Annotated in this window: 22 protein-coding genes; 17 read left to right on the top strand and 5 right to left on the bottom strand. The window is 43.9% G+C overall.

Features of this window, described 5'->3' with window-relative positions:
* Window positions 1-181: 181 nt before the first annotated feature.
* On the top strand, window positions 182-382 hold the full coding sequence (locus BHV83_RS21710; protein ID WP_353743771.1) for a hypothetical protein: 201 nt from the start codon (window positions 182-184) through the stop codon (window positions 380-382).
* On the opposite strand, the gene BHV83_RS02530 is transcribed toward BHV83_RS21710, so the two are convergent.
* Both BHV83_RS02530 and BHV83_RS02525 read right to left on the bottom strand, forming a co-directional pair.
* A complete protein-coding gene (locus BHV83_RS02530; protein ID WP_195489031.1) occupies window positions 379-1692 on the bottom strand; it encodes a Na+/H+ antiporter NhaC family protein in 1314 nt (437 codons plus the stop codon). The two genes, BHV83_RS21710 and BHV83_RS02530, sit on opposite strands and share 4 nt — an antisense overlap.
* Window positions 1693-1710: 18 nt before the next feature.
* On the bottom strand, window positions 1711-4296 hold the full coding sequence (locus tag BHV83_RS02525; RefSeq protein WP_286756050.1) for a DUF5686 and carboxypeptidase-like regulatory domain-containing protein: 2586 nt from the start codon (window positions 4294-4296) through the stop codon (window positions 1711-1713).
* Window positions 4297-4540: 244 nt separating this feature from the next.
* Between BHV83_RS02525 and BHV83_RS02520 the strand changes: the two genes are divergently transcribed.
* Complete coding sequence (locus BHV83_RS02520) at window positions 4541-5452, top strand: cation diffusion facilitator family transporter (protein ID WP_286756048.1); 912 nt, start codon at window positions 4541-4543, stop codon at window positions 5450-5452.
* A complete protein-coding gene (guaD, locus tag BHV83_RS02515) occupies window positions 5445-6755 on the top strand; it encodes a guanine deaminase (RefSeq protein ID WP_005638008.1) in 1311 nt (436 codons plus the stop codon). The genes BHV83_RS02520 and guaD overlap by 8 nt, the downstream gene beginning before the upstream one ends.
* Here guaD and BHV83_RS02510 read toward each other — a convergent pair.
* Window positions 6752-8020 carry a type IX secretion system plug protein gene (locus tag BHV83_RS02510; RefSeq protein ID WP_286756055.1) on the bottom strand — a complete coding sequence of 423 codons (1269 nt, stop codon included), beginning with the start codon at window positions 8018-8020 and terminating at the stop codon, window positions 6752-6754. The genes guaD and BHV83_RS02510 overlap by 4 nt on opposite strands.
* Window positions 8021-8152: 132 nt before the next feature.
* Here BHV83_RS02510 and BHV83_RS02505 point away from each other — a divergent pair, with 132 nt between their 5' ends.
* From BHV83_RS02505 to BHV83_RS02475, 7 genes are all read left to right on the top strand, one after another.
* Window positions 8153-9502 (top strand): Na(+)-translocating NADH-quinone reductase subunit A, encoded by a 1350-nt coding sequence (locus BHV83_RS02505; RefSeq protein WP_005638003.1) that lies wholly within the window; start codon window positions 8153-8155, stop codon window positions 9500-9502.
* 22 nt (window positions 9503-9524) lie between these two features.
* Window positions 9525-10727, top strand: a complete 1203-nt coding sequence (locus tag BHV83_RS02500; protein WP_005638001.1) for an NADH:ubiquinone reductase (Na(+)-transporting) subunit B — start codon at window positions 9525-9527, stop codon at window positions 10725-10727.
* A 13-nt stretch (window positions 10728-10740) separates the two neighbouring features.
* Window positions 10741-11559 (top strand): NADH:ubiquinone reductase (Na(+)-transporting) subunit C, encoded by an 819-nt coding sequence (nqrC, locus tag BHV83_RS02495; protein WP_005638000.1) that lies wholly within the window; start codon window positions 10741-10743, stop codon window positions 11557-11559.
* Between the two features lie 7 nt (window positions 11560-11566).
* The gene (gene nqrD, locus BHV83_RS02490) at window positions 11567-12196 is read left to right on the top strand and encodes an NADH:ubiquinone reductase (Na(+)-transporting) subunit D (RefSeq protein WP_005637998.1); all 630 of its coding nucleotides are present in this window, start codon (window positions 11567-11569) and stop codon (window positions 12194-12196) included.
* A 25-nt stretch (window positions 12197-12221) separates the two neighbouring features.
* Complete coding sequence (gene nqrE / locus BHV83_RS02485; RefSeq protein ID WP_005637996.1) at window positions 12222-12839, top strand: NADH:ubiquinone reductase (Na(+)-transporting) subunit E; 618 nt, start codon at window positions 12222-12224, stop codon at window positions 12837-12839.
* A gap of 27 nt (window positions 12840-12866) precedes the next feature.
* Window positions 12867-14156 carry an NADH:ubiquinone reductase (Na(+)-transporting) subunit F gene (nqrF, locus tag BHV83_RS02480; RefSeq protein WP_005637994.1) on the top strand — a complete coding sequence of 430 codons (1290 nt, stop codon included), beginning with the start codon at window positions 12867-12869 and terminating at the stop codon, window positions 14154-14156.
* Window positions 14157-14385: 229 nt separating this feature from the next.
* Entirely contained in the window at window positions 14386-14571 is a 186-nt protein-coding gene (locus tag BHV83_RS02475; protein WP_005637991.1) for a hypothetical protein, read from the top strand.
* 416 nt (window positions 14572-14987) lie between these two features.
* On the opposite strand, the gene BHV83_RS02470 is transcribed toward BHV83_RS02475, so the two are convergent.
* Entirely contained in the window at window positions 14988-15437 is a 450-nt protein-coding gene (locus tag BHV83_RS02470; protein ID WP_005643227.1) for a type I restriction enzyme HsdR N-terminal domain-containing protein, read from the bottom strand.
* Between the two features lie 54 nt (window positions 15438-15491).
* On the opposite strand from BHV83_RS02470, the gene BHV83_RS02465 reads away from it, so the two are divergent.
* The 7 genes from BHV83_RS02465 to BHV83_RS02435 all read left to right on the top strand — a co-directional run bounded on the left by BHV83_RS02465 (window position 15492) and on the right by BHV83_RS02435 (window position 23461).
* Window positions 15492-16268 carry an AMP nucleosidase gene (locus tag BHV83_RS02465; RefSeq protein ID WP_005637985.1) on the top strand — a complete coding sequence of 259 codons (777 nt, stop codon included), beginning with the start codon at window positions 15492-15494 and terminating at the stop codon, window positions 16266-16268.
* Window positions 16269-16292: 24 nt separating this feature from the next.
* Window positions 16293-17315 carry a DNA polymerase III subunit delta gene (holA, locus tag BHV83_RS02460; protein ID WP_286756032.1) on the top strand — a complete coding sequence of 341 codons (1023 nt, stop codon included), beginning with the start codon at window positions 16293-16295 and terminating at the stop codon, window positions 17313-17315.
* 846 nt (window positions 17316-18161) lie between these two features.
* Window positions 18162-18611: a helix-turn-helix domain-containing protein gene (locus BHV83_RS02455; protein WP_022321860.1), complete on the top strand. Its 450-nt coding sequence runs from the start codon at window positions 18162-18164 to the stop codon at window positions 18609-18611.
* Between the two features lie 62 nt (window positions 18612-18673).
* Window positions 18674-19453, top strand: coding sequence for a dihydroorotate dehydrogenase electron transfer subunit (locus tag BHV83_RS02450; protein ID WP_122205928.1), 780 nt, complete (start codon window positions 18674-18676; stop codon window positions 19451-19453).
* Complete coding sequence (locus BHV83_RS02445; protein WP_046452588.1) at window positions 19441-20352, top strand: dihydroorotate dehydrogenase; 912 nt, start codon at window positions 19441-19443, stop codon at window positions 20350-20352. The genes BHV83_RS02450 and BHV83_RS02445 overlap by 13 nt, the downstream gene beginning before the upstream one ends.
* A 202-nt stretch (window positions 20353-20554) precedes the next feature.
* Window positions 20555-22714, top strand: coding sequence for an alpha-galactosidase (locus BHV83_RS02440; RefSeq protein WP_286756027.1), 2160 nt, complete (start codon window positions 20555-20557; stop codon window positions 22712-22714).
* Between the two features lie 42 nt (window positions 22715-22756).
* Window positions 22757-23461, top strand: coding sequence for an MgtC/SapB family protein (locus BHV83_RS02435; protein ID WP_005643232.1), 705 nt, complete (start codon window positions 22757-22759; stop codon window positions 23459-23461).
* A 4-nt stretch (window positions 23462-23465) separates the two neighbouring features.
* Here the strand turns inward: BHV83_RS02435 and BHV83_RS02430 are convergent, their stop codons facing one another.
* Window positions 23466-23939 carry a C-GCAxxG-C-C family protein gene (locus BHV83_RS02430; RefSeq protein WP_005637969.1) on the bottom strand — a complete coding sequence of 158 codons (474 nt, stop codon included), beginning with the start codon at window positions 23937-23939 and terminating at the stop codon, window positions 23466-23468.
* Window positions 23940-23949 lie beyond the last annotated feature (10 nt).

Genomic DNA, 23949 nt, shown 5'->3' with positions numbered 1-23949 from the left:
ACTGTACGGGGAAAACGAGTTTCTGCTTTCATCTTTTTTTGATGACAAAGCTAAATACTCTTGTTTGAAGAACAATGGTAGCATCGCGGAGACGCTTACATAACTATCATGGGCAAAAGCAATAAAGCATTGTATATCAATATCCTGTCAAATTTCAGATATGTTCTGAAGCTGATACAAAATTTTTACCAAAAACAACTTGAAAAGTTTCTTCAGACCCGGGTGGAAGGGCATGGGAGATCCGGGTGTGGAGGAGGTGGAGACCCGGATCTTCGTGAAACCGGGACGGGGATGTGGAGCTGTTTATCTGCCTTGTTTGAGGAGATTTTATGCACTGTTTCTGATTAAAATAACCTTCATTCGCCCATTTCTCCTGTCTTAACAGTCTCCCGCATATTTACGGGGATAATTGAATGTGATAGCCAGCAAAGCTCCGACACCCAACAAATAAGGATAATATAAATACTGCATGATCTCGATGGGAGAGACATGCCCTAAACCTGCCGCCATCAATAATTGCGCGCCGTAAGGGATGATGCCTTGTACGAAGCAGGAAAAAATGTCCAGCAGACTGGCACTGCGTCTCGGATCGATTTTAAAACGATCGGCAATATCTTTGGCTATTGGGCCTGCCATGATCAAAGCGATGGTATTGTTTGCGGTGCAAAGATTTGCAAAGCTGATTAGTGCGGCAATACTCCCTTCGGCTCCTTTGGTGGAACGAATGCGGGAAGTGAGTTTCAAGATGATCCAATCGATACCTCCGTTATATCGTATCATTTCCAGCATTCCACCGGCCAATAAAGTCACGATGATAAGTTCGCCCATATTTGTGATGCCTAACCCCATTGATGCATTCCATCCCCAGATATCGAATCCGCCTGTAAGCAATCCGACGATACCGGAAAGAATGATCCCGGCTATTAGGACCATCATGACATTCACACCGCAGATAGCTGTTATCAGGACAACTAGGTAGGGCAGGACCTTGATCCATTCGATCGGCCCTGTTTCATATCCGCTCCCGACCCCACTCCCGATCAGTACATAGAGAAGACCGGTCAGGATGGCGATCGGCAGAGCAATTCGAATATTCACTTTGAACTTGTCGTTCATATTACAACCTTGTGTGCGGGTGGCGACGATAGTGGTATCCGATATGAAAGACAGGTTGTCTCCAAACATGGCTCCGCTTACTACGACACCCAGCATCAGGGCATCTGGCATTCCGGTTTTGTCGGCGATCCCTACGGCAACAGGAGCCAAGGCAACGATTGTTCCGACAGATGTCCCGACAGAAATGGAAATGAAACAGGCAGCAAGGAATATTCCGGCTGCCAACAAATTGCCAGGTAGGATGGACATGGCCAGATTCACGGTAGCATCGACTGCTCCCATCGCTTTGGCTGTTTGGGCGAAAGCACCGGCAAGAATGAAGATCAATACCATCAGCATGATATTGCTGTTGGCTGCCCCCCGGCAGAATTGCTCGATCCGATTGCTGATCTTACCCCCTTTGGACATGGCGATGGCAACAACTGAGGCGATAACAAAGGCTACGGTAATAGGCATCTTATAGAAATCGCCTGCGATGATGGACACTACAAGGTAAGACAATAAAAAAACAACCAAAGGTGTCAGTGCCCAAGGATTAGGGGCATGGTGTAAACGTGAACTGTTCAGATCTGTCATTCTTAATTAAACCGCATGTTAGAAAGTGAATCTTAATGCAATACGGATACCTCCCTTCTTAATATCAGGATGATCCAAATAAGTTAAGCGTCTGTAATAATCAATGCGCAGGATCTTGAATATATTTTCCAAACCGACGCTGCATTCCATATATGGAGTGCTACCTAATGGCTGCGTCCCATCTGGTAATAGGAAAAGTCCCGGCGTCAAGGTCGGATTATTTTTGTCCGTCAGTCCACCATAGATCATATTAAAGGATAGGACTTCACGCAGACGCAACCACTTGATGCCCGGAATACGGTTCAGAATCCACCCCTTCAGATAATAAGTAGCATTGAACGAGACATATTGGTCGGTCACGAACTCCAACGCGTTCATCATGTGGAATGCTTCCGGCTGGATTGTGACGGATTGGTTCGTATTCGGCAAAATCAACAGGGGGAAAGGTACCTTGTCCCAGACCTTGCCCGCTTTAACCTGTGCATCGATATGCCCAAACGAAGAAAGCCAGATACGTTTCTCGGCACTGATCTCCGTATGGTTGTAATTGTAATCACCGCCTAACACGCCTTTAATACCTAATTGATGGGAGAGCTTGAATACAGGGGCATCTTTAGACAGGTTGAATACGGATTCTTTCCCCGAACGCCCGTTATAAGCGCGTTCACCCGGAGCGAAACGTAACTGTGTCCCGATTTCGGATGTCGTAAAATCTTTTATATGGTATAAATTCCCGGATTCGTCCCGTTTAATATATTGAAGCGTTCCTGCCGCCTCGTTGTTCTGATTCATTATCCAGGACTTCCATGTCAGGCCGTTCAGCCATTCTTTTTCGTATTGCAATACGCTTTTGCGGATATACTGCATCTTGGTCACAGGTTCACCTACTTTCCAGGCAACGAATATGTTATCTTTGCTTGTGAAAAGGAAATCTTGGCCTGGGGTATACACGTCATATTCTTGGATGAACGACAGATTATTGACCGGATTTTCACCTTCGTGATATTCTTTTTTAGTGAAACTGTGTGTTAACTTCAAATTGTATTTGATCTTGCGGTCATTTGTACCGTAAGCCAGATAACCGCTTGCAAACCAATACGGATTGAGGTTGGCAGTCGTCATTCCTCCCACACGCATACGAAAACCTTCCAGATGGTTTGCACTGAAGGTCGTATTCATCGGACCGAAGTCGAATTTGGTCACCTTCTTGTCATTTGCTGTCGGGATATAGCCCGTTATCAGGATCTCTGCGGTTTTGATAATGGCATTGAAAGCCGGAACTTTCCGCAGTTGTCCCAATAAATCTTTTAGCGCATCTTCCTTCTCTTTCAATGGAATAGGGCGGTTGTGCGTCCAGAACGTATCCGGCTGTGCCGTCGCTTCCGGCAAGACATGCAATGCCCCTAAGAGCCCGAAAACGGAATCTGCATTTTGCACGTTGAAATTATAATTGTCATAATTCCTTAGCTGGTGCGCATAGAGCTGTTGCGTCCCCTTTACCACATAGAAATTGACGAAAGTATTCTCTTGGTCGAGCACCCAGGTACTATCTGACATCTGCTTGAATTCCTGCTCAATACGGAGTTTATCCACCCAATTTAGGTTGATGTTTGCAGGGGTGTTCAGCAATACTTTCTTGACCGCATAATTACCGTCAAGCGTGATATAAAGCCGTCCCGTAAAACCGTAGCTTTCGCTGTTTGCCGGAACGAAAGCCAGATCCACACATTTATCTCCTCCCACATCGAGCGTATCCATGATGTAGTAATGGTAATATGTGGTCGCCAATGTCGATGATAATGGGCTGACGAACCGATTCAATAGAATAGGAATATTGTTATCGAAAATATTGATACTCTTAAAAATCTCTTCCAGGTTGGAGGTTATGCCGCCACCGTCATCTAATGTTTTATCGATCCCCTGCATGCGCTTGGCTCTGACAATTGTCTTTTCCGCTTTGGGACTTTTCCGGTAGTAGAAGTCCGATAGGTTTTCACGCACGGAGACGGTCAGGATCGGTTTGCCGTTAAACTCGGACGTGTCCAGATAGTTTTTGATAAATTTGAACTTTTTCAGAAATTTGTTCTTGTCGAGATTCGGATTGAAATTATCCAGCGACAGACTTAGTTTTTCGTATACTTCCGTTTGATATTCCGGCTTTGCCTCGATCCGGTTGTCGTTCTTATGTGCAATTACTTTTTTGATAAGCTCTACAGCCGGATTATCCTTGCGGGTATATTTTTCTCTTTTGGGTTTGACCACGACTTCCGAAATCTCGAAAGCAGTCGGCTTCAACAATACTTCCAAATTGTCATTCTTTTTACCGGGCTTGAGATCGATGAATTTAGTATCGTATCCCAATGAGGCGGCGGCCAGTTTGGTATAGCCCTGATTGTTTTGAAGGGTGAATGTTCCATTGTCGTCTGTCATAGCTCCGATAGTCGACCCGTCAAAATAGACGGATACGAATGGGAGCGGTTCACCGGTAATAGAATCTTTGACAATACCGGATGCCGAGGTAAAACTCTGAGCGTGTGATAGAAAAATTCCTGCTACAGCTTGTAACAGAGCTATTAATATGATATAACGGATAAATCTTACCATGTATTTAACGTTGTTCCTTCTCGGATATGGACAACAAAGATAAGGTTTTTTTGGTTACAGTTTTACTGGCGATATTAATAATCTTTAATCGAAAGATAGTCTGCTGATTAAATGGGGGGGGCTAAATATCAATTATACGTACAAAATCCGAAACATATTTCTTTTTATTTGCTTTTAATTCCGCTAACGGTTTTTATCCTTATATTTGTTCTGCTTGAAAACGTAAAAAACAGGTCCTAAAGAAATGAAAGAACATATTAGAAAAAGAAAAATCATGGCTGTGACCTTGACCGGATCTCTTGCCAACTTTCTGCTATTGGTTTTCAAATTTGTAGCAGGTGTGTTAGGGCACAGTAGCGCCATGATCGCGGACGCCGTCCATTCGTTATCCGATTTTGTGACGGATGTAATTGTTTTGCTCTTCATTAATATATCGTCCAAACCGAAAGACGAAGGCCATGACTATGGGCACGGAAAGTATGAAACTTTGGCTACTACGATCATCGGGATTGTCCTGATGTGTGTAGGAGCCGGCCTTTTCTGGGATGGTGCGAACAAGGTATTTGGATTTTATTTTGGAGGCGAACAGTTGGAAAGTCCCGGCAAGATCGCACTTATTGCCGCCATTATCTCTATTTTGATAAAGGAAACCCTGTATCGTCTGACGCTATATGTCGGAAAAAAAGAAAATAGCCAGGCTGTTATCGCGAATGCCTGGCATCATCGTTCGGATGCTTTTTCTTCTATCGGGACGACGTTGGGTATTGGAGGAGCCATCCTCTTAGGTGATAACTGGCGTGTGCTGGATCCGATAGCAGCCGTGATTGTCAGCATATTGATTGTAAAGGTAGCCTTTCTGTTGGTCATACCTGCAATTAATGATTTGCTGGAGAAATCTTTACCGACTGAGGTCGAAGATAAGATTCTCTCTATAATAAATGAAACGCCGGAGGTCAGGAACCCGCATAATCTATGTACCCGCAGAATCGGTAATGATTTTGCAATAGAAGTGCATATCCGGGTCGATGGACAAATAACTGTAAGCCGTGCGCATGAGCTGACGAAGGAGATAGAAAGTAAGTTACGTTTGAAATTTGGGCCTGCAACCCATATCGTCTTGCATGTCGAACCGATAAAAGAGAAAAAAGATGAGTGAACTGACATTATACCGGGGAGAAGTTTTTGATTTTATCGATTCTCCGTTAAATAGAAAAGATGCTTACCGATATTTTCCCGATGGAGCATTGGTCGTACGGGAAGGAGAGATAGTCGATTGTGGGCCTTTTGAGGATATTAAAGGCCGTTATACCGATTATGAACTGGTTGATTATTCCGGTAAACTCCTGATGCCTGGATTTATAGATTCCCATATCCATTATCCGCAAGCTGAAATAATCGGGATGTACGGAAGGCAGTTGCTGGATTGGCTGGAGGACTATACCTTTCCAGCAGAACAGGCGTTTGTTTCTTCGGAACATGCGGATAGGATGGCCCACTTCTTTGTAGAGGAACTATTCCGGAACGGAACGACAGCTTGCATGGCTTATGCAACGGTACATCCAACATCCGTCACCGCTCTCTTCTCCGTTGCGTCGGAATATAATATGTGTATGCTGACCGGAAAAGTGCTGATGGACCGGAATGCTCCGGCAGGATTGACCGATACGGCGGAACAGGGGAAATCCGAAAGTCGTTCCTTGATCGAATCCTGGCATGGAAAAGGGCGGAACCGCTATGTCATCACGCCCCGTTTTGCCATCTCCTGTTCGACGGAACAACTGATTGCGGCTGGACGTTTGCACGAACAATATCCTGGCACTTATATACAGACGCATCTTTCCGAGAATAAAGACGAGATCGACAGCACGCTTTCCTTGTGTCCCGACTGCCAAGATTACTTGGAAGTATACGAGCGGGCAAGATTGGTTACAGACCGTTCCATCTTCGGACATTGTATTCATCTGTCTGATTCGGAATGCCGTCGGTTGGTCGAAGCTGGTTCTGTTGTAGCCCACTGTCCTACATCCAACCTCTTTTTGGGAAGTGGCCTGTTTGATATGCAACAAGCCAATCGTGTCGGTATGCAAACCGTATTGGCGACGGATATCGGAGCCGGAACCTCTTTTTCTATGCTGCGCACGATGGGAGAGGCGTATAAAGTGCAGCAACTTGGCGGATATCCGATGTCTGTATTCGAGTCATTATATAAATGTACGTTGGGAGCAGCTAAAGCACTTCATTTGGATGATGAAATCGGCTGTTTCGGGAAAGGTCGGAAAGCGGACTTCATTGTTATGGATTATGCCGCCACACCTTCCCAGCAGGTACGCATGGACTATCTGAAACGCCATGGGAAGTGGACGTTGGAAAATAAACTGTTCGGCCTGCAAACGGCTGGAGATGAAAGGAATATTCAAGCTACCTATGTGATGGGGAAAAGAGTATTTACCCTTGCTTAGAATACCTGCATCTCGTTCCTGACAGTCGTGACACCAATTAGCCGATCATAGCGAGCACCCATCGGACGATAATAAACATAGATGCTATATTCATTTTGTGTCTGGTAGTAATTACCTTCTATCGGACCTGTCTGACCGACAGAGGAACCGGTCGGGACAAACAAATACTGGTAATTGTAACTTCCCTGTTTGAGAAGTACGGCTTTTTCGTATTGCTTCGTCTCGAAGTTATAGCCCATTTTGCTCTTTTCATCCAATACATTATTAAATAGCTCACCGTTCAGATATACACTCCCATCGGGCAGCGGATCGCATGCAAGCGTAAAATGCACGATATAATAATCCGCTTCCGTATCCGGATCGTTACAGTCGCTGCAACGAATGAAGAAACGGCCGTCCTGATCCTGGTCATATTGGTAAGTGCCTTTATCCCGTCTGTAATCGGTCATAAGTTCCACATTATAGTAAGGATTGTGGAAGGAGATATTTTCGACGTGCATTCCATTATATTTGTTGCTTAGGAACTCCATGCGACGATACTCATTCCCAGCAGGGAAAATAAGGTTGCGGTTATATGTGTAAGATATTTGGTTTTCCAGAATGCTCATAGGTTGCAAGTCCGTTACGGCATTATCGCGCCGGTTGTCCTGGTAAACGAATATCTTCAGGTCCGTTTGCGGATAAGTGATCGGAAAATTTTTGTTGTTGATGTTGAAACTTACCTGCTGATGGCTCTGGTTGGTGTCGATGTCCGTGTTCCCGCTCACCGAAGCCGAGATATTGACAACCGGTTCTACCACAGAGAAACAGGCTGTAAAAATGATCTGGTCCGGCGTATCCTCGTTATAGACCTGGATGGCATAATTGCCGGAAACTTTAAACTGGACATCGTCGTTCGGAAGCAATAGCCGGTAGTTCGAATATTGAGTCGTAGTCCCGATGGAATTGGCAAAATCGTCGATTGTTGTTCCTTGGAAACCATTCATATATTCGATCGGATTCAACTGCGATTGTGTCCAGTCGGCGTTGCAATGCACCACGTTATAGGCATATCGTGTGTATCCACTCCCCAAACCGTCGAAATTGATTTCGATTTGCTCTTCTCCTCCCAACGCTATGTAAGGTTCGGATATCAACTCTCCGGCAACTTTCACCTGAAGCGTTTTTATCTGCTTGCTATTGACATCGGTGAAGAACTTTACCTGTGCGTTTACCCCGATGGAAAGGGCAAAAAGCATCATAAATAGTAAACTGTACACTCTCATTTTCATATTTCTTTCTTTGTCGGTGCAAAATTATGGAATTATTTCTTTAATTATTTTCCATTCCCTGCTTTAAAGCATAAAAAATTGCTTACTTTTGCGGGAAAATTACATATAAACAATTTTAGTTGTATCATGGCAAATGTGATTAAGATTAAAAAGGGTTTAGACATTAATCTGAAGGGCAAAGCTTCGGACGTACTGTTAAACGGAGGGAAAAGCGATAGTTACGCTATCGTTCCCGATTATTATAACGGTATTGTACCCAAAGTTGTTGCCAAAGTAGGAGAAAAAGTCAAAGCCGGTTCTGTATTGATGATCGATAAGAACCGCCCGGAGATCAAGTTTGTTTCGCCTGTCAGTGGCGAAGTAACTGCCGTAAATCGAGGAGAGAAGCGCAAAGTGCTTAGCGTGGTTGTCAAGCCGGAAGCGCAGATCGAGTATGAAGATTTCGGTAAGAAAAATGTAGCTTCCCTCAAAAGAGAAGAGGTGAAGGAGGCAATCCTGCACGCTGGTATGTGGCCGTTTATCAAACAACGTCCGTACGACATCGTCGCCTCGCCGGCTGACGAACCACGTGACATCTTTGTTTCTGCATTCTATTCCGCACCGTTAGCTCCGAACTTCGATTTCGTCGTGAAAGGACAGGAAGTTGATTTTCAGACGGGATTGGATGCGCTTGCAAAACTTACCGACGGCAAGGTGTATGTCGGCATCCGTAAAGGTTCTTCCGTTAGTGTGAAAGGTGTTGAAACTGTAGAAGTGGAAGGTCCGCATCCTGCGGCCAATGTGGGAGTACAGATTAATCACATTAAACCTATCAATAAGGGTGAAGTGGTCTGGACGGTAAATCCTGCCGACGTGATCGTTATCGGCCGTTTGTTCAATAAGGGCATCGCCGATTTCAGCCGCCTGGTTGTGATAACCGGTTCCGAAACGACAGAGAGAGGATACGTTAAGGCAATTGCCGGCTGTACGATCGCCAGTCTGGTTGACGGAAAGATCATGAGAGGTAACGAAGATATCCGCATTATCAGCGGTAACGTGTTGACTGGTACGAAGGTAGAAAAAAACGATTATTTGGGAGCCTATGACAATCAGATTACGGTTATCCCGGAAGGCGACGAAACACACGACTTCTTCGGCTGGGCGACTCCCGGTTTCGGAAAATTCAGTGTGAGCCATTCATTCCCCGCCTGGTTGATGGGTAAGAACAAGGAATATGTGATAGACGCCCGTATCAAGGGAGGCAAGCGTGCTATGATCATGTCCAACGAATACGATAGCGTGTTTCCGATGGATATCATGCCGGAATACCTGTTGAAGGCTATTATCGCATTCGATATCGATAAGATGGAAAACCTGGGTATATATGAAGTAGCGCCCGAAGATTTTGCCCTTTGCGAATTCGTCGATACGTCCAAACTCGAAATTCAGAAGATCGTTCGTCAAGGTCTGGATGTATTATACAAGGAAATGAATTAATAACATTAAAAATTAGAATACATTGAAAGCGTTAAGGAATTACCTCGACAAGATTAAGCCTAACTTTGAGGAAGGCGGAAAGCTGGCGATGTTCCGTTCTGTTTTTGAAGGTTTCGAAACATTCCTGTTTGTTCCGAGCACAACTTCCAAATCAGGCGTACACATTCATGACTATATTGACTCGAAGCGTACGATGACCGTGGTCATCATTGCTTTGTTGCCCGCTTTGCTTTTTGGTATGTACAATGTCGGTTATCAGCATAACCTTGCAATAGGAGCTGATCCGGGATTTCTCATGACTTTTATTTTTGGTTTTCTGGCTGTATTGCCTAAAATCATTGTTTCGTATGTGGTAGGTTTGGGTATCGAGTTTGCTGTTGCCCAGGTGAAGAAGGAAGAAATCCAGGAAGGTTTTCTGGTTTCGGGTATTTTGATCCCGATGATCGTCCCTGTTGACACTCCGTTGTGGATGATCGCCGTAGCTACTGCATTTGCAGTTGTTTTTGCCAAAGAAGTATTTGGCGGTACAGGTTATAATGTATTTAATGTAGCGTTGGTTACACGTGCATTCTTGTTCTTCGCATATCCGGCGGCTATGTCCGGTGACCAGGTGTTTGTTCGTACGGCTGATACGTTCGGTATCGGTGGCGGACAGGTGGTAGACGGCTTCTCTGGCGCGACTCCGCTGGGACAGGTTGCTATCGCAGGCAAGGAACTGATCGGTTCGTTCCAGGCAGTCGATGTTCTCGGACATCCGATTTCCACATGGGACATGTTCTTAGGTCTGATTCCGGGTTCGATCGGTGAAACATCTGTATTGGCGATCCTGATCGGGGCGGTTATCCTTCTTTTCACAAAGATCGCAAGTTGGAAAACAATGGTTTCCGTATTTGTGGGTGGTGCGGTCATGTCGCTTATCTTCAATATGATCGGAACGACGGTGGCCATGTGTGTATCTCCGTTGGATCATTTGTTCCTGGGTGGTTTCGCATTCGGTGCCGTGTTTATGGCTACCGATCCTGTCACTTCTGCCCGTACGGAAACAGGTAAGTACATCTACGGATTCCTGGTAGGAGCTATGGCTATTATTATCCGTGCATTGAATCCGGGTTATCCAGAAGGTATGATGCTCGCTATCTTGTTGATGAATGTATTTGCTCCGCTAATCGACTATTATGTAGTGGAAGCTAACATCAACCGCAGATTGAAACGTGTAATCAAATAAAGTAAGAAGGAGTATGGCAAAATATAAATGTAAAGTATGTGGATATATCCACGAAGGAAATAAAGCTCCGGATGTTTGTCCTGTATGTGCAGCTCCCGCTTCCGATTTCGAAGAAATGAAAGACGAGGCTGCTGCCGACAAGAAAAAGGGATTGGACAGAGACAGTAACGTGTATACTGTTGTTTATGCTTCCGTAATGGTTGTTCTGGTCGCAGTCGTGCTGGCCTTTACTTCGCAATCGCTTAGAACTTTCCAGCAGAAAAACGAGGAAAACGACAAGAGACAGCAGATCCTGCGCTCCATCAACGTGACGGTTCCGGCAAATGAAGCCGAAGCTAAATATTCGGAATTGATCAAAGAAGCATTTCTGGTAAATGAAAATGGTGAAAAAGTAGAAGGTGACGCTTTTGCCGCCGATGTGGTGAAGGCTGCTGCCGAACACCAGTATCCGGTTTTCGTTGCAAATGTAGATGGCCAGCCTAAATACATCATGGCTTTGCATGGTGCCGGTTTGTGGGGACCGCTGTGGGGATATATTTCTGTAGACAGCGATAGGAATACGGTTTATGGTGCTGATTTCAGCCACCAGGGTGAAACTCCGGGATTGGGTGCTGAAATAGCAAAACCTGCATTCAGCAATGAATTCAAGGGTAAGAAACTGTTCATGGACGGTACATTCAAGTCTATTGCGGTCGTTAAGCCTGGCAAGAGCGTTGCCGGTCAGGATTATGTAGACGGTATTTCCGGCGGTACGATTACAAGCCAGGGAGTACAGGCGATGTTATTTAATAGTTTGAATGGTTATGTTAAGTTTTTAACCTCACAAAATTAAGTAGAAAATGGGATTATTATCTGAAAAGAATAAAGAAGTTCTGTTAGGCCCGCTTAGCGTAAACAACCCGGTCATCGTCCAGATGTTGGGTATCTGCTCTGCGCTGGCTGTAACATCAAAACTGGAGCCGGCTATTGTAATGGGTATTTCAGTAACGGCTGTTGTGGCTTTTGCCAACGTGATCATTTCACTGCTGCGTAATACGATTCCAAACCGTATCCGTATCATTGTGCAGCTGGTGGTGGTGGCTGCATTGGTGACTATCGTGAGTGAAGTGCTGAAAGCGTTTGCTTATGACGTAAACAAACAGCTTTCAGTGTTTGTGGGTCTGATCATTACCAACTGTATCCTGATGGGACGTCTGGAAGCATTTGCACTGGGTAACGGTCCGTGGGAATCATTCCTTGACGGTATCGGTAACGGTTTAGGCTATGCATTGATCCTGGTGATCGTCGGTTTCTTCCGCGAGCTGTTAGGTTCCGGCACGTTGCTGGGATTCCAGGTTATTCCGCAGGCATTCTATGACTTCGGTTATGTGAACAACGGTTTGATGATCCTGCCTCCGATGGCATTGATCGTGATTGCCGTGATTATTTGGGTTCACCGTTCTCGTAACAAGGAACTTCAGGAAAATTAATGCTAACTATTAAAAAAATAATAGAATGGAAGAATTATTAAGCACATTTGTCCGCTCGATCTTTGTAGACAACATGATTTTCGCATACTATCTGGGTATGTGTTCTTTCCTGGCTGTTTCCAAGAACGTAAAGACTGCTTTGGGATTAGGTATGGCTGTGACGTTCATTCTGACATGTACGTTGCCGATCAACTATATGCTTGAAAATTATGTATTGAAGGAAGGTGCTCTGCAATGGCTGGGTGCTGAATTCGCTGGTGTAAACCTGAGCTTCCTTGCTTTCATTATCTTTATCGCCATCATCGCTTCGTTTACGCAGCTGGTGGAAATGGTAGTGGAAAAGTTTGCTCCGGCTCTGTACGCTTCTCTGGGTATCTTTTTGCCGCTGATCGCTGTAAACTGCGCTATCCTGGGTGGTTCTCTGTTTATGCAACAAAAGGCATTTCCTAACGTAGGTGTTGCAACTGTTTATGGCTTAGGTTCTGGTATCGGTTGGATGTTGGCTATCGTCGGTATGGCTGCCATCCGTGAAAAGCTGGCATACTCGGATATCCCCAAACCGTTGAAAGGTCTTGGTATCACCTTTATCATCACAGGTTTGATGGGTATGGCATTCATGTGCTTCTCAGGTCTTAAGATATAATATTAACGCATTAAACTTATTACAGAAATGACTTTATTAATGACGACTGGCAGTCTTACAATCGCAGCAGGTGCCGTGATCTTCTTGGTGATTACGCTGATCCTGGTGGGTGCGTTGTTGGCGGCCAAAGCAAAATTGGTACCGTCAGGAAATGTAGACCTGAAGGTAAATGGAGAAAAAGATATTGAGACTCCGATAGGAAGCACTTTGCTGGCTGGTTTGCAAAGTGGTGGTATCTTCTTGTCTTCAGCTTGTGGTGGTGGTGGTAAATGTGGCCAGTGCCGTGCACAGGTATTGGAAGGAGGCGGGGAAATCCTGCCGACAGAAAAGGGCTTTTTCTCTCGTAAACAGATTAAGGAACACTGGCGTCTGGCATGTCAGTGCAAAGTGAAGGAAGATATGGTCGTTCAGGTTCCGGACGAAGTTTTCGGTGTAAAGGAATGGGAATGCGAAGTCATTTCCAACAAGAACGTGGCTACTTTCATCAAAGAGTTTATCGTGGCGTTGCCTAAGGGTGAACACATGGACTTCCTGCCGGGTTCTTATGCCCAGATCAAGATTCCGGCATACGCAATGGATTACAACAAGGATATCGACAAGTCGCTGATCGGCGAAGAATATCTGCCGGCTTGGGAAAAGTTCGGTTTGTTCACGTTGAAATGCAAGAACGACACACCGACCATCCGTGCTTACTCTATGGCCAACTATCCTGCAGAAGGTGACCGCATCATGTTGACGGTTCGTATAGCCACTCCGCCGTTCAAACCGAAACCCGAAGTGGGCTTCCAGGATGTGATGCCGGGTATAGCTTCTTCTTATATCTTTACCCTGAAACCGGGTGATAAGGTGACGATGAGCGGTCCTTATGGTGATTTCCATCCGATCTTCGATTCGAAGAGAGAGATGATGTGGGTCGGTGGTGGTGCCGGTATGGCTCCGCTTCGTGCTCAGATCATGCACATGACGAAGACACTCAAGACTACGGATCGCAAGATGTCATACTTCTATGGCGCCCGTGCCTTGAACGAAGTGTTCTATCTGGAAGATTTCCTGGAAATCGAAAAGGAATTCCCGAACTTCACATTCCATCTGGCACTCGACCGTCCGGATCCGGCAGCCGATGCGGCAGGAGTGAAGTACACGGCCGGTTTCGTTCACCAAGTAATCTACGATACATATCTGAAGGATCACGAAGCTCCGGAAGATATCGAATACTACATGTGTGGTCCGGGCCCGATGTCAAAGGCAGTGGAAAATATGCTGGACAATCTGGGCGTGCCGCGTGAAATGTTGCATTTCGACGATTTCGGCGCGTAACAGATCATTCGAAACATGACAATAATAGAATCGGGGAAGGATATTTATTCTTTCCCCGATTTTTTTTGAACTATTCTGTGTATTAACCTGTTATCCATAAAAATCAAGGGATAAGGACGAGTTGTTACGAAAGAATTACAAAGAAAATACATTTCTTTTGTAATATAGTGCAGCGTTTTGCGTTTTGAATACATCATACTTATATATGATATTAAAATTGTAATAGAATATGAAAGCATTGATATTATCTTTTTTTGCAGTAATCTTAGGTTATTCACTAATCTTCGATGAGAAGAAAACAACTGACCAACCTGTCATAAAGGATAGTAATTCCGTGTATGTCGACAGACCGGCCAATATGCAGATGTCCGATTCCATTATGATATATAGGGATCAGACCGCATCCGTTCTGTAAGTTTTAGTTAGAGTTTTGTTGTTTACCCGTGTTGTTTTGCTTTTGTAGTATCACTCTATCACCCGGCCGGGCGTTGCCTTTGTTTTTCAATGGCGATAACAAGTGATACTATTTTGTTTTCTCTATCACACTTCTATCACACCCTATCACAAGACATCCGTTTCTTTTTTGAGAGAAATAAAGGGATCCGTTTGTAGAACTAACGGTCTTATTTTTAGTAAACTAACTACATTTGTCCGTAAACATCCGGGTGTAGGGAGGACGGACATCCGGATGTTCAAGGAGCCTACATCCGGGTGTACAGGCGTGAAGATGGGGATGCAGAGGATTTTTTCCGCCCTGTTTTGACAAAAAAGGTCCTGGCATTTGGATGTAAAGGTTTGTATATCGGATGTTAATATCGGTAAAAACGAGGTTTATAATTCGTTGTATGCGGGTATTCCTTCCAAAAAAGTGTATGCCCGGTTGTTATAGTCGATTTTGCAGCAATAGTGGTTTAAGCCATTGCTAACAATCAGGTATTCGACACGTAGCACCATGTTATAACGGGCTATTTGGTCGAAAACAGTGTTGGTAATGTTTATATGGGGAGCCTTGTACTCGACGATGACCAGAGGTTCAAGAAAACGGCTGTAAGCAACCGTATCGCAACGTTTGGAGGTTCCATTCAGCTTGACCAGCACTTCGTTTGCCAGCAGTTCTTTCGGGTAGCTTTTCCGAGTGATCAGATAATTGACAAAATGCTGACGTACCCATTCTTCAGGAGTGAGAGCCACATATTTTTGCCGTACGGGATCGAAGATCGTACGTTTTCCATCTTTTTCTGCTACTTTAGGCGCAAAACCAGGTAAGTTTAATGCAAGCATTTACTATATTTGTTCTTTTATTCTGTGAAAATAGACCATCAAAGGTAGTGATTTATGAAAACAAAACAAGAAATTGTCGAGAATTGGTTGCCGCGCTATACGGAGCGGAAGCTGGAAGACTTCGACAAATATATCCTGCTTACCAACTTCACGAAGTATGTGGAACTGTTTGCCGACCATTTTAACGTGCCGATCCTGGGACTGAAAAACTCCATGCCGAACGCAGCGGCCAATGGCATCACAATTATCAACTTCGGGATGGGGAGCGCGAATGCGGCGACAATTATGGATTTGCTATCGGCGATAAAGCCGACTGCCGTCCTTTTTCTGGGGAAATGCGGAGGATTGAAGAAGGCGAACAACCTGGGAGATTATGTCATGCCGATTGCGGCTATCCGAGGAGAAGGCACTTCGAACGAATATCTGCCGGCAGAAGTGCCGTCGCTCCCGGCTTTCTCGATGATGCGCGCCATCTCGTCCGCCATACGTGACCGGGGGAAAGACTACTGGACCGGGACTGTCTACACGACGAACCGACGGGTATGGGAATATGACAGCGATTTCAAAAACTACCTTCGCCGTACACACGCTACCGGTATCGATATGGAGACAGCAACCTTGTTTACGGCAGGCTTTGCAAACGAGATTCCGACAGGAGCTTTATTGATGATTTCCGACAAACCTATGGAAGAAGCCGGGGTGAAAACGGAAGCCAGCGATCGCGAGGTGACCCGGAATTTTGCGAAAGAGCATGTAATGTTGGGAGTGGAAGCGCTTCGCCAGATTATTGATGGAAAGAAGACGATCCGTCACATCCGTTTCAGTTGGTAATTTTAATTGAGATCGCACACAAATATGGCAAAAAAAGAATATACATACGAGGAAATATGTCGGGATATCGTTGCAAAAAAATTCGCTCCTGTCTATATAATGATGGGTGACGAACCGTTTTTTATGGATCAGATAACAGACTTGCTACTCGAAAATGTATTGGAAGAATCCGAACGGGATTTTAACCAAATTATCATGTATGGAGCAGATACGGATGCAGCATCTATAATTAACGCTGCCCGCCGTTTCCCGATGATGTCAAAATATCAGTTAGTGGTTGTCCGGGAGGCTCAATTAATTCGTGATATCGAGCTTCTGTCGAACTATGTTAAGAACCCTTTAATGTCGACAGTTCTGGTCATCAATTATAAATATAAAAACTTAGATCGCCGCAAGGCGCTGGCTTCCGCAACAGATAAAACCGGGGTGCTGTTCGAGTCCAAAAAGATTCCCGACTACAAGATGCCGGCATTTATCGCCTCTTTTATGCAGATGCGTTCCATAGGGATAGACGGAAAGGCGTCTCAGATGCTTTCAGACTTCCTTGGAAACGATTTAAGCCGTCTGAGTAAGGAATTGGACAAGCTGGCACTGATCCTGCCTGAAAAAGGCGCAAAACGCATCACGCCGGAACTGGTGGAGCAAAATATCGGAATCAGTAAAGAGTACAATAACTTTGAACTGATAAAGGCACTTGCCATGAAAGATATCTTGAAGGCGAACCGTATTGCCCAATACTTCGAGAAGAACCCGAAAAGTAATCCGATCCAGATGACCCTTCCTGTATTATTTAACTATTTCTCGAACCTCCTGATTTGTTATTATACGAAGGATCGTTCCGAAGCCGGCTTGATGACGGCACTCGGACTTCGGGGGACATTCCAGGTTAAGGATTATCTTTTAGGGATGCGAAACTATTCGGCGATGAAAGTGTTCAACCTGATCAGCGATATCCGTATGACGGATGCCCGTTCGAAGGGAGTGGAAAACGCTTCTGTTTCCGATGCCGAACTTTTAAAGGAATTACTCTACAAAATCCTGCATTAAACCGTTTTTTATACTTGATTGGCCTAAAGAAGAGGCTTTTTATCTGGAACAACAGAAAAATTGAACCGGATAAAAAGCCTCTTCTTATTGTTTCTCAATCTTTTATCGTTGATTTTACCCTACTTAGATTTTAATATTTGCCTTTTCCTGAATATCTGTTCACAAAAATCACAAAAATGGAGAGGGAAAACCTTAGCTGCATAAAAGTATGTTCGTCCATAAATCGTACAAGTACAAATTAGAGACACTTTGTCAGTTTATGAAATCAAGTATTTTTAGTTCGGTATTGAATTGTGAACGGAATAGTGCTTGTTAGAAATGTAAACAACCCTTTTTGTACAAAAGATAGCCATTATACGATTCTATTTTGTAAACATATAACAGGGGTGTAACATTTGTTTATGTTTACATTACTATCATAAACCGACAAAAGTAACAATTTTATCTCTACTTTATATTTTTAGCATAAGTAATCATATACCAAATGATTATACAGGATTATTAATTTAATGCATTAACTATTTTGTTACATATGCGTACAATTATGGCTAAATAGGCGTGTTATCTCAATCTCGTTTTCTATTAATTAAAAGATTAACAGTAAAATATATCCTATCTATTAAGTAATACTTTAATATGATTTTTACATTAAAACAACCTGTTCACAATCTTAACGGAAACAATTGTTATCCATGTGATACAAAAGTATTAGTTTAAGTTTATATAATTAAATTGTACAATTGAGAATCATTGTGTATATTTGTATCGTTATTGATTTGTATACATTCCTTCCATGTAAACAGACATAATGGCAGTATTTCTATAAACAAATTCGGATTTACAAAAATGATAGGACGTATTACTCAAATAATGGAGCGTGAAGGCTTGACCCCTTCTAAATTTGCAGAAGCAATCGGTATCCAGCGTTCAGCAATGTCGCATATTTTGAACGGAAGAAATAATGTAAGCTTGGATGTCCTTATAAAAATTCTGGATCGGTTCACTTATGTCGATTCCGACTGGCTCCTTTTCGGTAAAGGCGAAATGGTGCGAGATCATATGTCAACACAACCCGATTTGTTCTCAAATACGGCGATAAATCCGTCCGGAGGGCAAGCTGCTCTTGAATATCGCAAGGAAATGAGGGTTGATACACCTGTAAACACTGTAAAACCTACTGTTGTTGAGCAAATTATACAGCAAGAAACAGCAACCAGAAAAGTAAGTAAAATAATGGTATTCTATTCCGATAATACATTTGACACTTTTGTTTCTGAAAAAAATAAGAAAGAATAGCTTGTTTTGGTTTATATACCATATTCATGTATCTTTGTATAGAATTAGACTAATCATATTATATGAAGAAGTACATGCTTGACATGAAGGTGACTGAAAACTGTAGCCTTCACAAAAATTATTGCCTGCTCAAACTAACATCTGATCAGATCCTGCCGGAAATGTTGCCGGGACAGTTCGTACAGGTACGTGTGGATAACTCTCCTACAACATTTCTTCGTCGTCCGATCTCAATTAATTATGTCGACAGAGCGACCAATGAACTGTGGTTGCTCGTCCAGTTGGTCGGTGACGGAACACGCCGGATGGCTAAGTATAAACCGGGTGATGTTGTTAACATCATGTTGCCTTTGGGAAACGGTTTCACGCTGCCTGCCGATAAAGAACAAAAATTACTGCTGATCGGTGGTGGTGTCGGGACAGCCCCGATGTTGTATTTGGGATCCATCCTGAAAAAAGCCGGTTACGCACCTACGTTCCTTTTAGGAGCCCGTTCAAAGGAAGATGTGTTACAATTGGAACAGTTCGAACAGTTTGGAACAGTCTATGTTACAACAGAAGACGGCTCATTGGGCGAAAAGGGATATGTGACCAACCATTCCATCTTGAAAGATGTACATTTCGACCGGATTTACACTTGTGGACCTAAACCGATGATGGTGGCTGTTGCCAAATATGCCCATGCAAACTCTATTATATGCGAAGTCTCTCTTGAAAATACAATGGCTTGTGGTATAGGAGCTTGCTTATGTTGTGTGGAGAAGACCAAAGATGAGCATCATGTGTGTGTATGTACTGAAGGACCTGTATTTAATATTGAAAATTTGACATGGCTGAATTAAACGTAAACATTGGTAATTTGCAATTGAAGAACCCGGTCATGACGGCGTCGGGTACTTTCGGATATGGCATTGAGTATTCGGACTTTATGGATATCTCCCGCTTGGGTGGTATTTTTGTGAAAGGAACAACGATCCAGCCACGCGAAGGGAATTTGTATCCCCGTATGGCGGAAACCCCTTCGGGAATGTTGAATGCCGTAGGTTTGCAGAATAAGGGTGCACAATATTTCGTCGATCATATCTATCCGGAGATTAAGGATATCGACACGAACATGATTGTAAACGTGAGCGGTTCCTCTGTGGAAACGTATGTGGAATGTGCTGAGAAGATTGCAGATTTGGACAATATTCCGGCGATCGAACTAAATATTTCTTGTCCGAATGTAAAGCAGGGAGGTATGGCTTTTGGAGTGACGACTTGTGGGGCAAGTGAAGTGGTGAAGGCTGTCCGCAAGGTTTATCCGAAGACCCTTATTGTAAAACTTTCCCCTAATGTGACCGACATTACGGAGATTGCTAGAGCGGTCGAAGCCGAAGGAGCAGATTCCGTTTCATTGATTAATACTATGCTGGGGATGGCCATTGACGCGGAGAAGCGTAAACCGGTATTATCTACAATAACCGGTGGTCTTTCCGGTCCCTGTGTAAAGCCGGTTGCCTTGCGGATGGTATGGCAGACTTATAAGGCTGTAAAGATTCCTATTATCGGTTTGGGAGGTATTTCGAACTGGAAAGATGCGGTGGAGTTCATGCTGGCCGGAGCTACAGCAATCCAGATCGGAACCTACAATTTTGTAGATCCAGCTGTTGGTATAAAGGTTATCGAAGGGATGAACGACTATTGTGACAGACATGGTTTTTCGTCTGTCCGCGAACTGATCGGAGCTTTGGAAGTATAAAAACAGGATGAGATAATCCTTTTCGGAATAAAAATTAAAGAAAAGCCTGTAAAACGACTTATTTTATGCGTTTTACAGGCTTTTTCTTGTAATTTTTATTCGTTTGGACTATCATTATTCCAATAATTATAATATCTTTGTTCGTATATAAAATAAACCTTGAATTTGTAATATCTAAATTAATAAATTATAGAAGAAAAACATGAAGATCAGACATCTTTTTTTGCTATGTCTAATAGCGATATCAGCGACGCTGAGTGCAAATGGAAAAACTGTAATTCCAATTACAACCGATGACATTAGCCTTATTTATAAGGTTGATGATAAAAATGGCCGCCTGTATCAATCTTATCTGGGACAAAAACTGTCATTCGATTCGGATATCGTACAATTACCTCTCGGTAATGAAGCCTATCTGACACATGGCATGGAAGATTATTTCGAGCCGGCTATCCGTGTTTTGCATAATGACGGTAACTCGTCACTGCTCCTGAAATATATCTCCCACGAAAACAAACAGCTTCAGCCGGGAGTTGACGAGACGGTAATTCTTTTGAAAGATGATAAATATCCGGTCGAAGTGAAGTTGCATTTCATCGCTTATCCGAAGGAAAACATCATCAAGGAATATGCGGAGATCTCGCATCAGGAGAAGAAGCCTGTCACCCTTTATAACTATGCTTCCTCTTTGTTGCATCTGAACGGCAGCAAGTATTTTCTGACCGAATTTGCAGGAGACTGGGCACATGAAGTCAATATGAAGGAAACCGAGCTGGCTTTCGGTAAAAAGATGTTGGATACCAAGTTGGGGAGTCGTGCCAACATGTTTTGTTCTCCGTTTTTTTTGCTTGCTCTGGACAGGAAAGCGGAAGAGAATGCCGGAGATGTATTATTCGGAACTATCGGATGGACAGGAAATTATCGTTTTACGTTTGAAGTGGATAATGAAAATGGCTTGCGCGTACTTTCCGGTATCAACCCGTATGCATCGGAGTACTCGTTGAAACCGAATGAAGTGTTCCGCACACCGGAGTTCATTTTCACCTACAGCACGGAAGGTAAGGGGAAAGCCAGCCGCGATTTCCAGCGTTGGGCACGCAAATATCAGTTGAAGGACGGTGAGAAATCCCGTATGACATTGCTGAACAACTGGGAAGCGACCTATTTTGACTTTAATGAAGATAAACTGGTGAATATTATGGATGAAGCCGTTGCATTAGGAGTCGATATGTTCCTGCTCGACGACGGCTGGTTCGCCAATAAGTATCCTCGTAGCAGTGACCGTCAAGGCTTGGGGGATTGGGAAGAAACCGTAACCAAGCTGCCTAACGGTATCGGAAAGTTGGTGAAGGAAGCGACGGACAGAGGCATTAAGTTCGGTTTGTGGATCGAACCGGAAATGGTAAACCCTAAAAGCGAGTTGTATGAGAAACATAAGGACTGGGTGATTCATTTGCCGAATCGTGACGAGTATTACTTTAGAAATCAGATGGTTTTGGATTTGACTAATCCGAAAGTCCAGGATTATGTATATGGTGTGGTAGACAATCTGATGACGAAATATCCGGGTATCGCCTATTTCAAGTGGGATTGCAACAGCCCGATAACGAATATCTACTCTCCGTATCTGAAAGATCAGCAGTCCCATTTATACATTGAGTATGTACGCGGTCTTTATAATGTGCTGGAACGGATCAAACAGAAATATCCGAATCTGCCGATGATGCTGTGTTCCGGTGGTGGTGGACGTTGTGACTATGAAGCGTTGAAATATTTCACCGAGTTTTGGCCGAGCGATAATACGGATGCCGTAGAGCGCATTTTTATCCAATGGGGTTATTCTCACTTCTTTCCCGCTAAAAGTATGGCTGCCCACGTAACGAGTTGGGGTAAACAGCCGGTTAAGTTCCGCACAGACGTAGCCAGTATGTGTAAGTTAGGTTTCGACATCCGTATTCACGAAATGAACCAGGCAGATCAGCAATACTGTAAAGAGGCGGTGGCTAACTTCAAACGTTTGGATGATGTTATTTTAGACGGTGACCAATACCGTTTGCAGTCGCCTTATGAAAGCCAGCATGCTGCTGTTATGTATGCCAACGACAATGCAGACAAAGCTGTTCTGTTTGCCTTCGATATCCATCCGAGATACGCAGAGTCGATACAACCCCTTCGTTTAGAGGGCTTGAAGGAGGATGCCCGTTACGAATTGAAAGAAATCAACCTGATTCCGGGTACGCAATCCAGGTTGGCCTGCAACGGTAAAACGTTCTCCGGAGAGTTTCTGATGAATGTAGGCATTCCTGTGTTTTCAAGTCGGCCGACAAATAGTCATGTGATTGAAATTACAGAGGTCAAGTAATCAAACAAATGTTCATATTTGTGTGTTACTAAAGCAATAAGTATGTTAGAACAGATAAACGACATATTACAAAACACGGTTATTACTCCTTATACGGCAACTGTAAAGTTGTTGATCAGTTTTCTCTTGGGAGCTGTCATCGGGATAGAGCGCCAGTTCAGAAGACGGGAGGCGGGAATGCGTACCTTTACATTGATTTGTATGGGTTCGACTGCAGCTATGCTGGTCTCTATCTGGATTCCGCAATGTTATCCTAACTTCTTGAATGGCGATCCGGGACGTATTGCGGCACAAGTGCTTTCGGGTATCGGTTTTCTTGGAGCTGGAGCAATTATCCAAAGTCACGGAAGTGTTCATGGGCTGACGACGGCAGCTTGTATCTGGGTAATGGCAGTAATAGGTTTGGCAGTGGGAGCCGGAATGTATATTCCGGCTGCTATTGCAACTGTCATAACACTTTTTATTTTGGTCAGTCTGGAACGTTTGGAGAGAAGAATGTTCTTGAATGGTGTCAATAAGATCCTGACTATCACCTGTTCTACGGCGACCCCCGATTTGAAGGCTGTCCGGAAGATATTGGAAAGTAAAGGCGTTTTTATCGTAAGTGTCTCTTTCGAGACGTTTTATAAAGAGGATCGATCTGTTATCACATACAAAGTGAATGTAAAGGCGATCTCTTCCTATACGAACTTATTCAATGAAATACGGAGTTTAGGCATTGTTACACAAATCAGATTGATGGCATAAGCCATCAATCCAATTCTCCTTTCAGCATTCTTCCTGCAATGCGAGCCGAATCTCCAACGAATCTTCCGCAAGGGCGCTTCTTATAATATTCTTGCGTACGGGCGGCTGGTGCCGGTGTCGTAGCTGCTGCGTCTTCAGGAGGCAAAAGGTTGCGGCAGATGATTGTCCCGTTTTTCTCCTTGAACATGTCAGCCATTTTCTGTACCATTGCATAATTCCTGGTGCGGGCTTCCTGATCGGAAATGTCCTGAACCGGATATTTGAATCCCGCTAACATAGCCATTGCGCTGACTGTTCCGCAAATTTCGCGCATACGACCTACACCTCCTCCAAAAGAGACAGACATTTTCTTGGCTGTCTCCATATCCAATTCAAAGATATCCGAGTAAGCCAGAAAGACAGATTGTGCACAATTATAACCTGCTTCGAAATTCTGAACTGCACGGTTTACTCGTTCTTCAAGATCAAAGTCTTTCATGATACTCTTC

Source organism: Parabacteroides sp. merdae-related_45_40 (assembly GCF_001915675.1).
Note: the sequence above shows the minus strand (reverse complement) of the source record. Positions and strands in the feature narration are given on the sequence as shown.

Bases quoted from the DNA above. Each gene is read 5' to 3' on its own strand.
- BHV83_RS02530 (WP_195489031.1), bottom strand. From the start codon at position 1,692: ATGACAGATCTGAACAGTTCACGTTTACACCATGCCCCTAATCCTTGG.
- BHV83_RS02525 (WP_286756050.1), bottom strand. From the start codon at position 4,296: ATGGTAAGATTTATCCGTTATATCATATTAATAGCTCTGTTACAAGCT.
- BHV83_RS02520 (WP_286756048.1), top strand. From the start codon at position 4,541: ATGAAAGAACATATTAGAAAAAGAAAAATCATGGCTGTGACCTTGACC.
- guaD (WP_005638008.1), top strand. From the start codon at position 5,445: ATGAGTGAACTGACATTATACCGGGGAGAAGTTTTTGATTTTATCGAT.
- BHV83_RS02510 (WP_286756055.1), bottom strand. From the start codon at position 8,020: ATGAGAGTGTACAGTTTACTATTTATGATGCTTTTTGCCCTTTCCATC.
- BHV83_RS02505 (WP_005638003.1), top strand. From the start codon at position 8,153: ATGGCAAATGTGATTAAGATTAAAAAGGGTTTAGACATTAATCTGAAG.
- nqrC (WP_005638000.1), top strand. From the start codon at position 10,741: ATGGCAAAATATAAATGTAAAGTATGTGGATATATCCACGAAGGAAAT.
- nqrD (WP_005637998.1), top strand. From the start codon at position 11,567: ATGGGATTATTATCTGAAAAGAATAAAGAAGTTCTGTTAGGCCCGCTT.
- nqrE (WP_005637996.1), top strand. From the start codon at position 12,222: ATGGAAGAATTATTAAGCACATTTGTCCGCTCGATCTTTGTAGACAAC.
- nqrF (WP_005637994.1), top strand. From the start codon at position 12,867: ATGACTTTATTAATGACGACTGGCAGTCTTACAATCGCAGCAGGTGCC.
- BHV83_RS02475 (WP_005637991.1), top strand. From the start codon at position 14,386: ATGAAAGCATTGATATTATCTTTTTTTGCAGTAATCTTAGGTTATTCA.
- BHV83_RS02470 (WP_005643227.1), bottom strand. From the start codon at position 15,437: ATGCTTGCATTAAACTTACCTGGTTTTGCGCCTAAAGTAGCAGAAAAA.
- BHV83_RS02465 (WP_005637985.1), top strand. From the start codon at position 15,492: ATGAAAACAAAACAAGAAATTGTCGAGAATTGGTTGCCGCGCTATACG.
- holA (WP_286756032.1), top strand. From the start codon at position 16,293: ATGGCAAAAAAAGAATATACATACGAGGAAATATGTCGGGATATCGTT.
- BHV83_RS02455 (WP_022321860.1), top strand. From the start codon at position 18,162: ATGATAGGACGTATTACTCAAATAATGGAGCGTGAAGGCTTGACCCCT.
- BHV83_RS02450 (WP_122205928.1), top strand. From the start codon at position 18,674: ATGAAGAAGTACATGCTTGACATGAAGGTGACTGAAAACTGTAGCCTT.
- BHV83_RS02445 (WP_046452588.1), top strand. From the start codon at position 19,441: ATGGCTGAATTAAACGTAAACATTGGTAATTTGCAATTGAAGAACCCG.
- BHV83_RS02440 (WP_286756027.1), top strand. From the start codon at position 20,555: ATGAAGATCAGACATCTTTTTTTGCTATGTCTAATAGCGATATCAGCG.
- BHV83_RS02435 (WP_005643232.1), top strand. From the start codon at position 22,757: ATGTTAGAACAGATAAACGACATATTACAAAACACGGTTATTACTCCT.
- BHV83_RS02430 (WP_005637969.1), bottom strand. From the start codon at position 23,939: ATGAAAGACTTTGATCTTGAAGAACGAGTAAACCGTGCAGTTCAGAAT.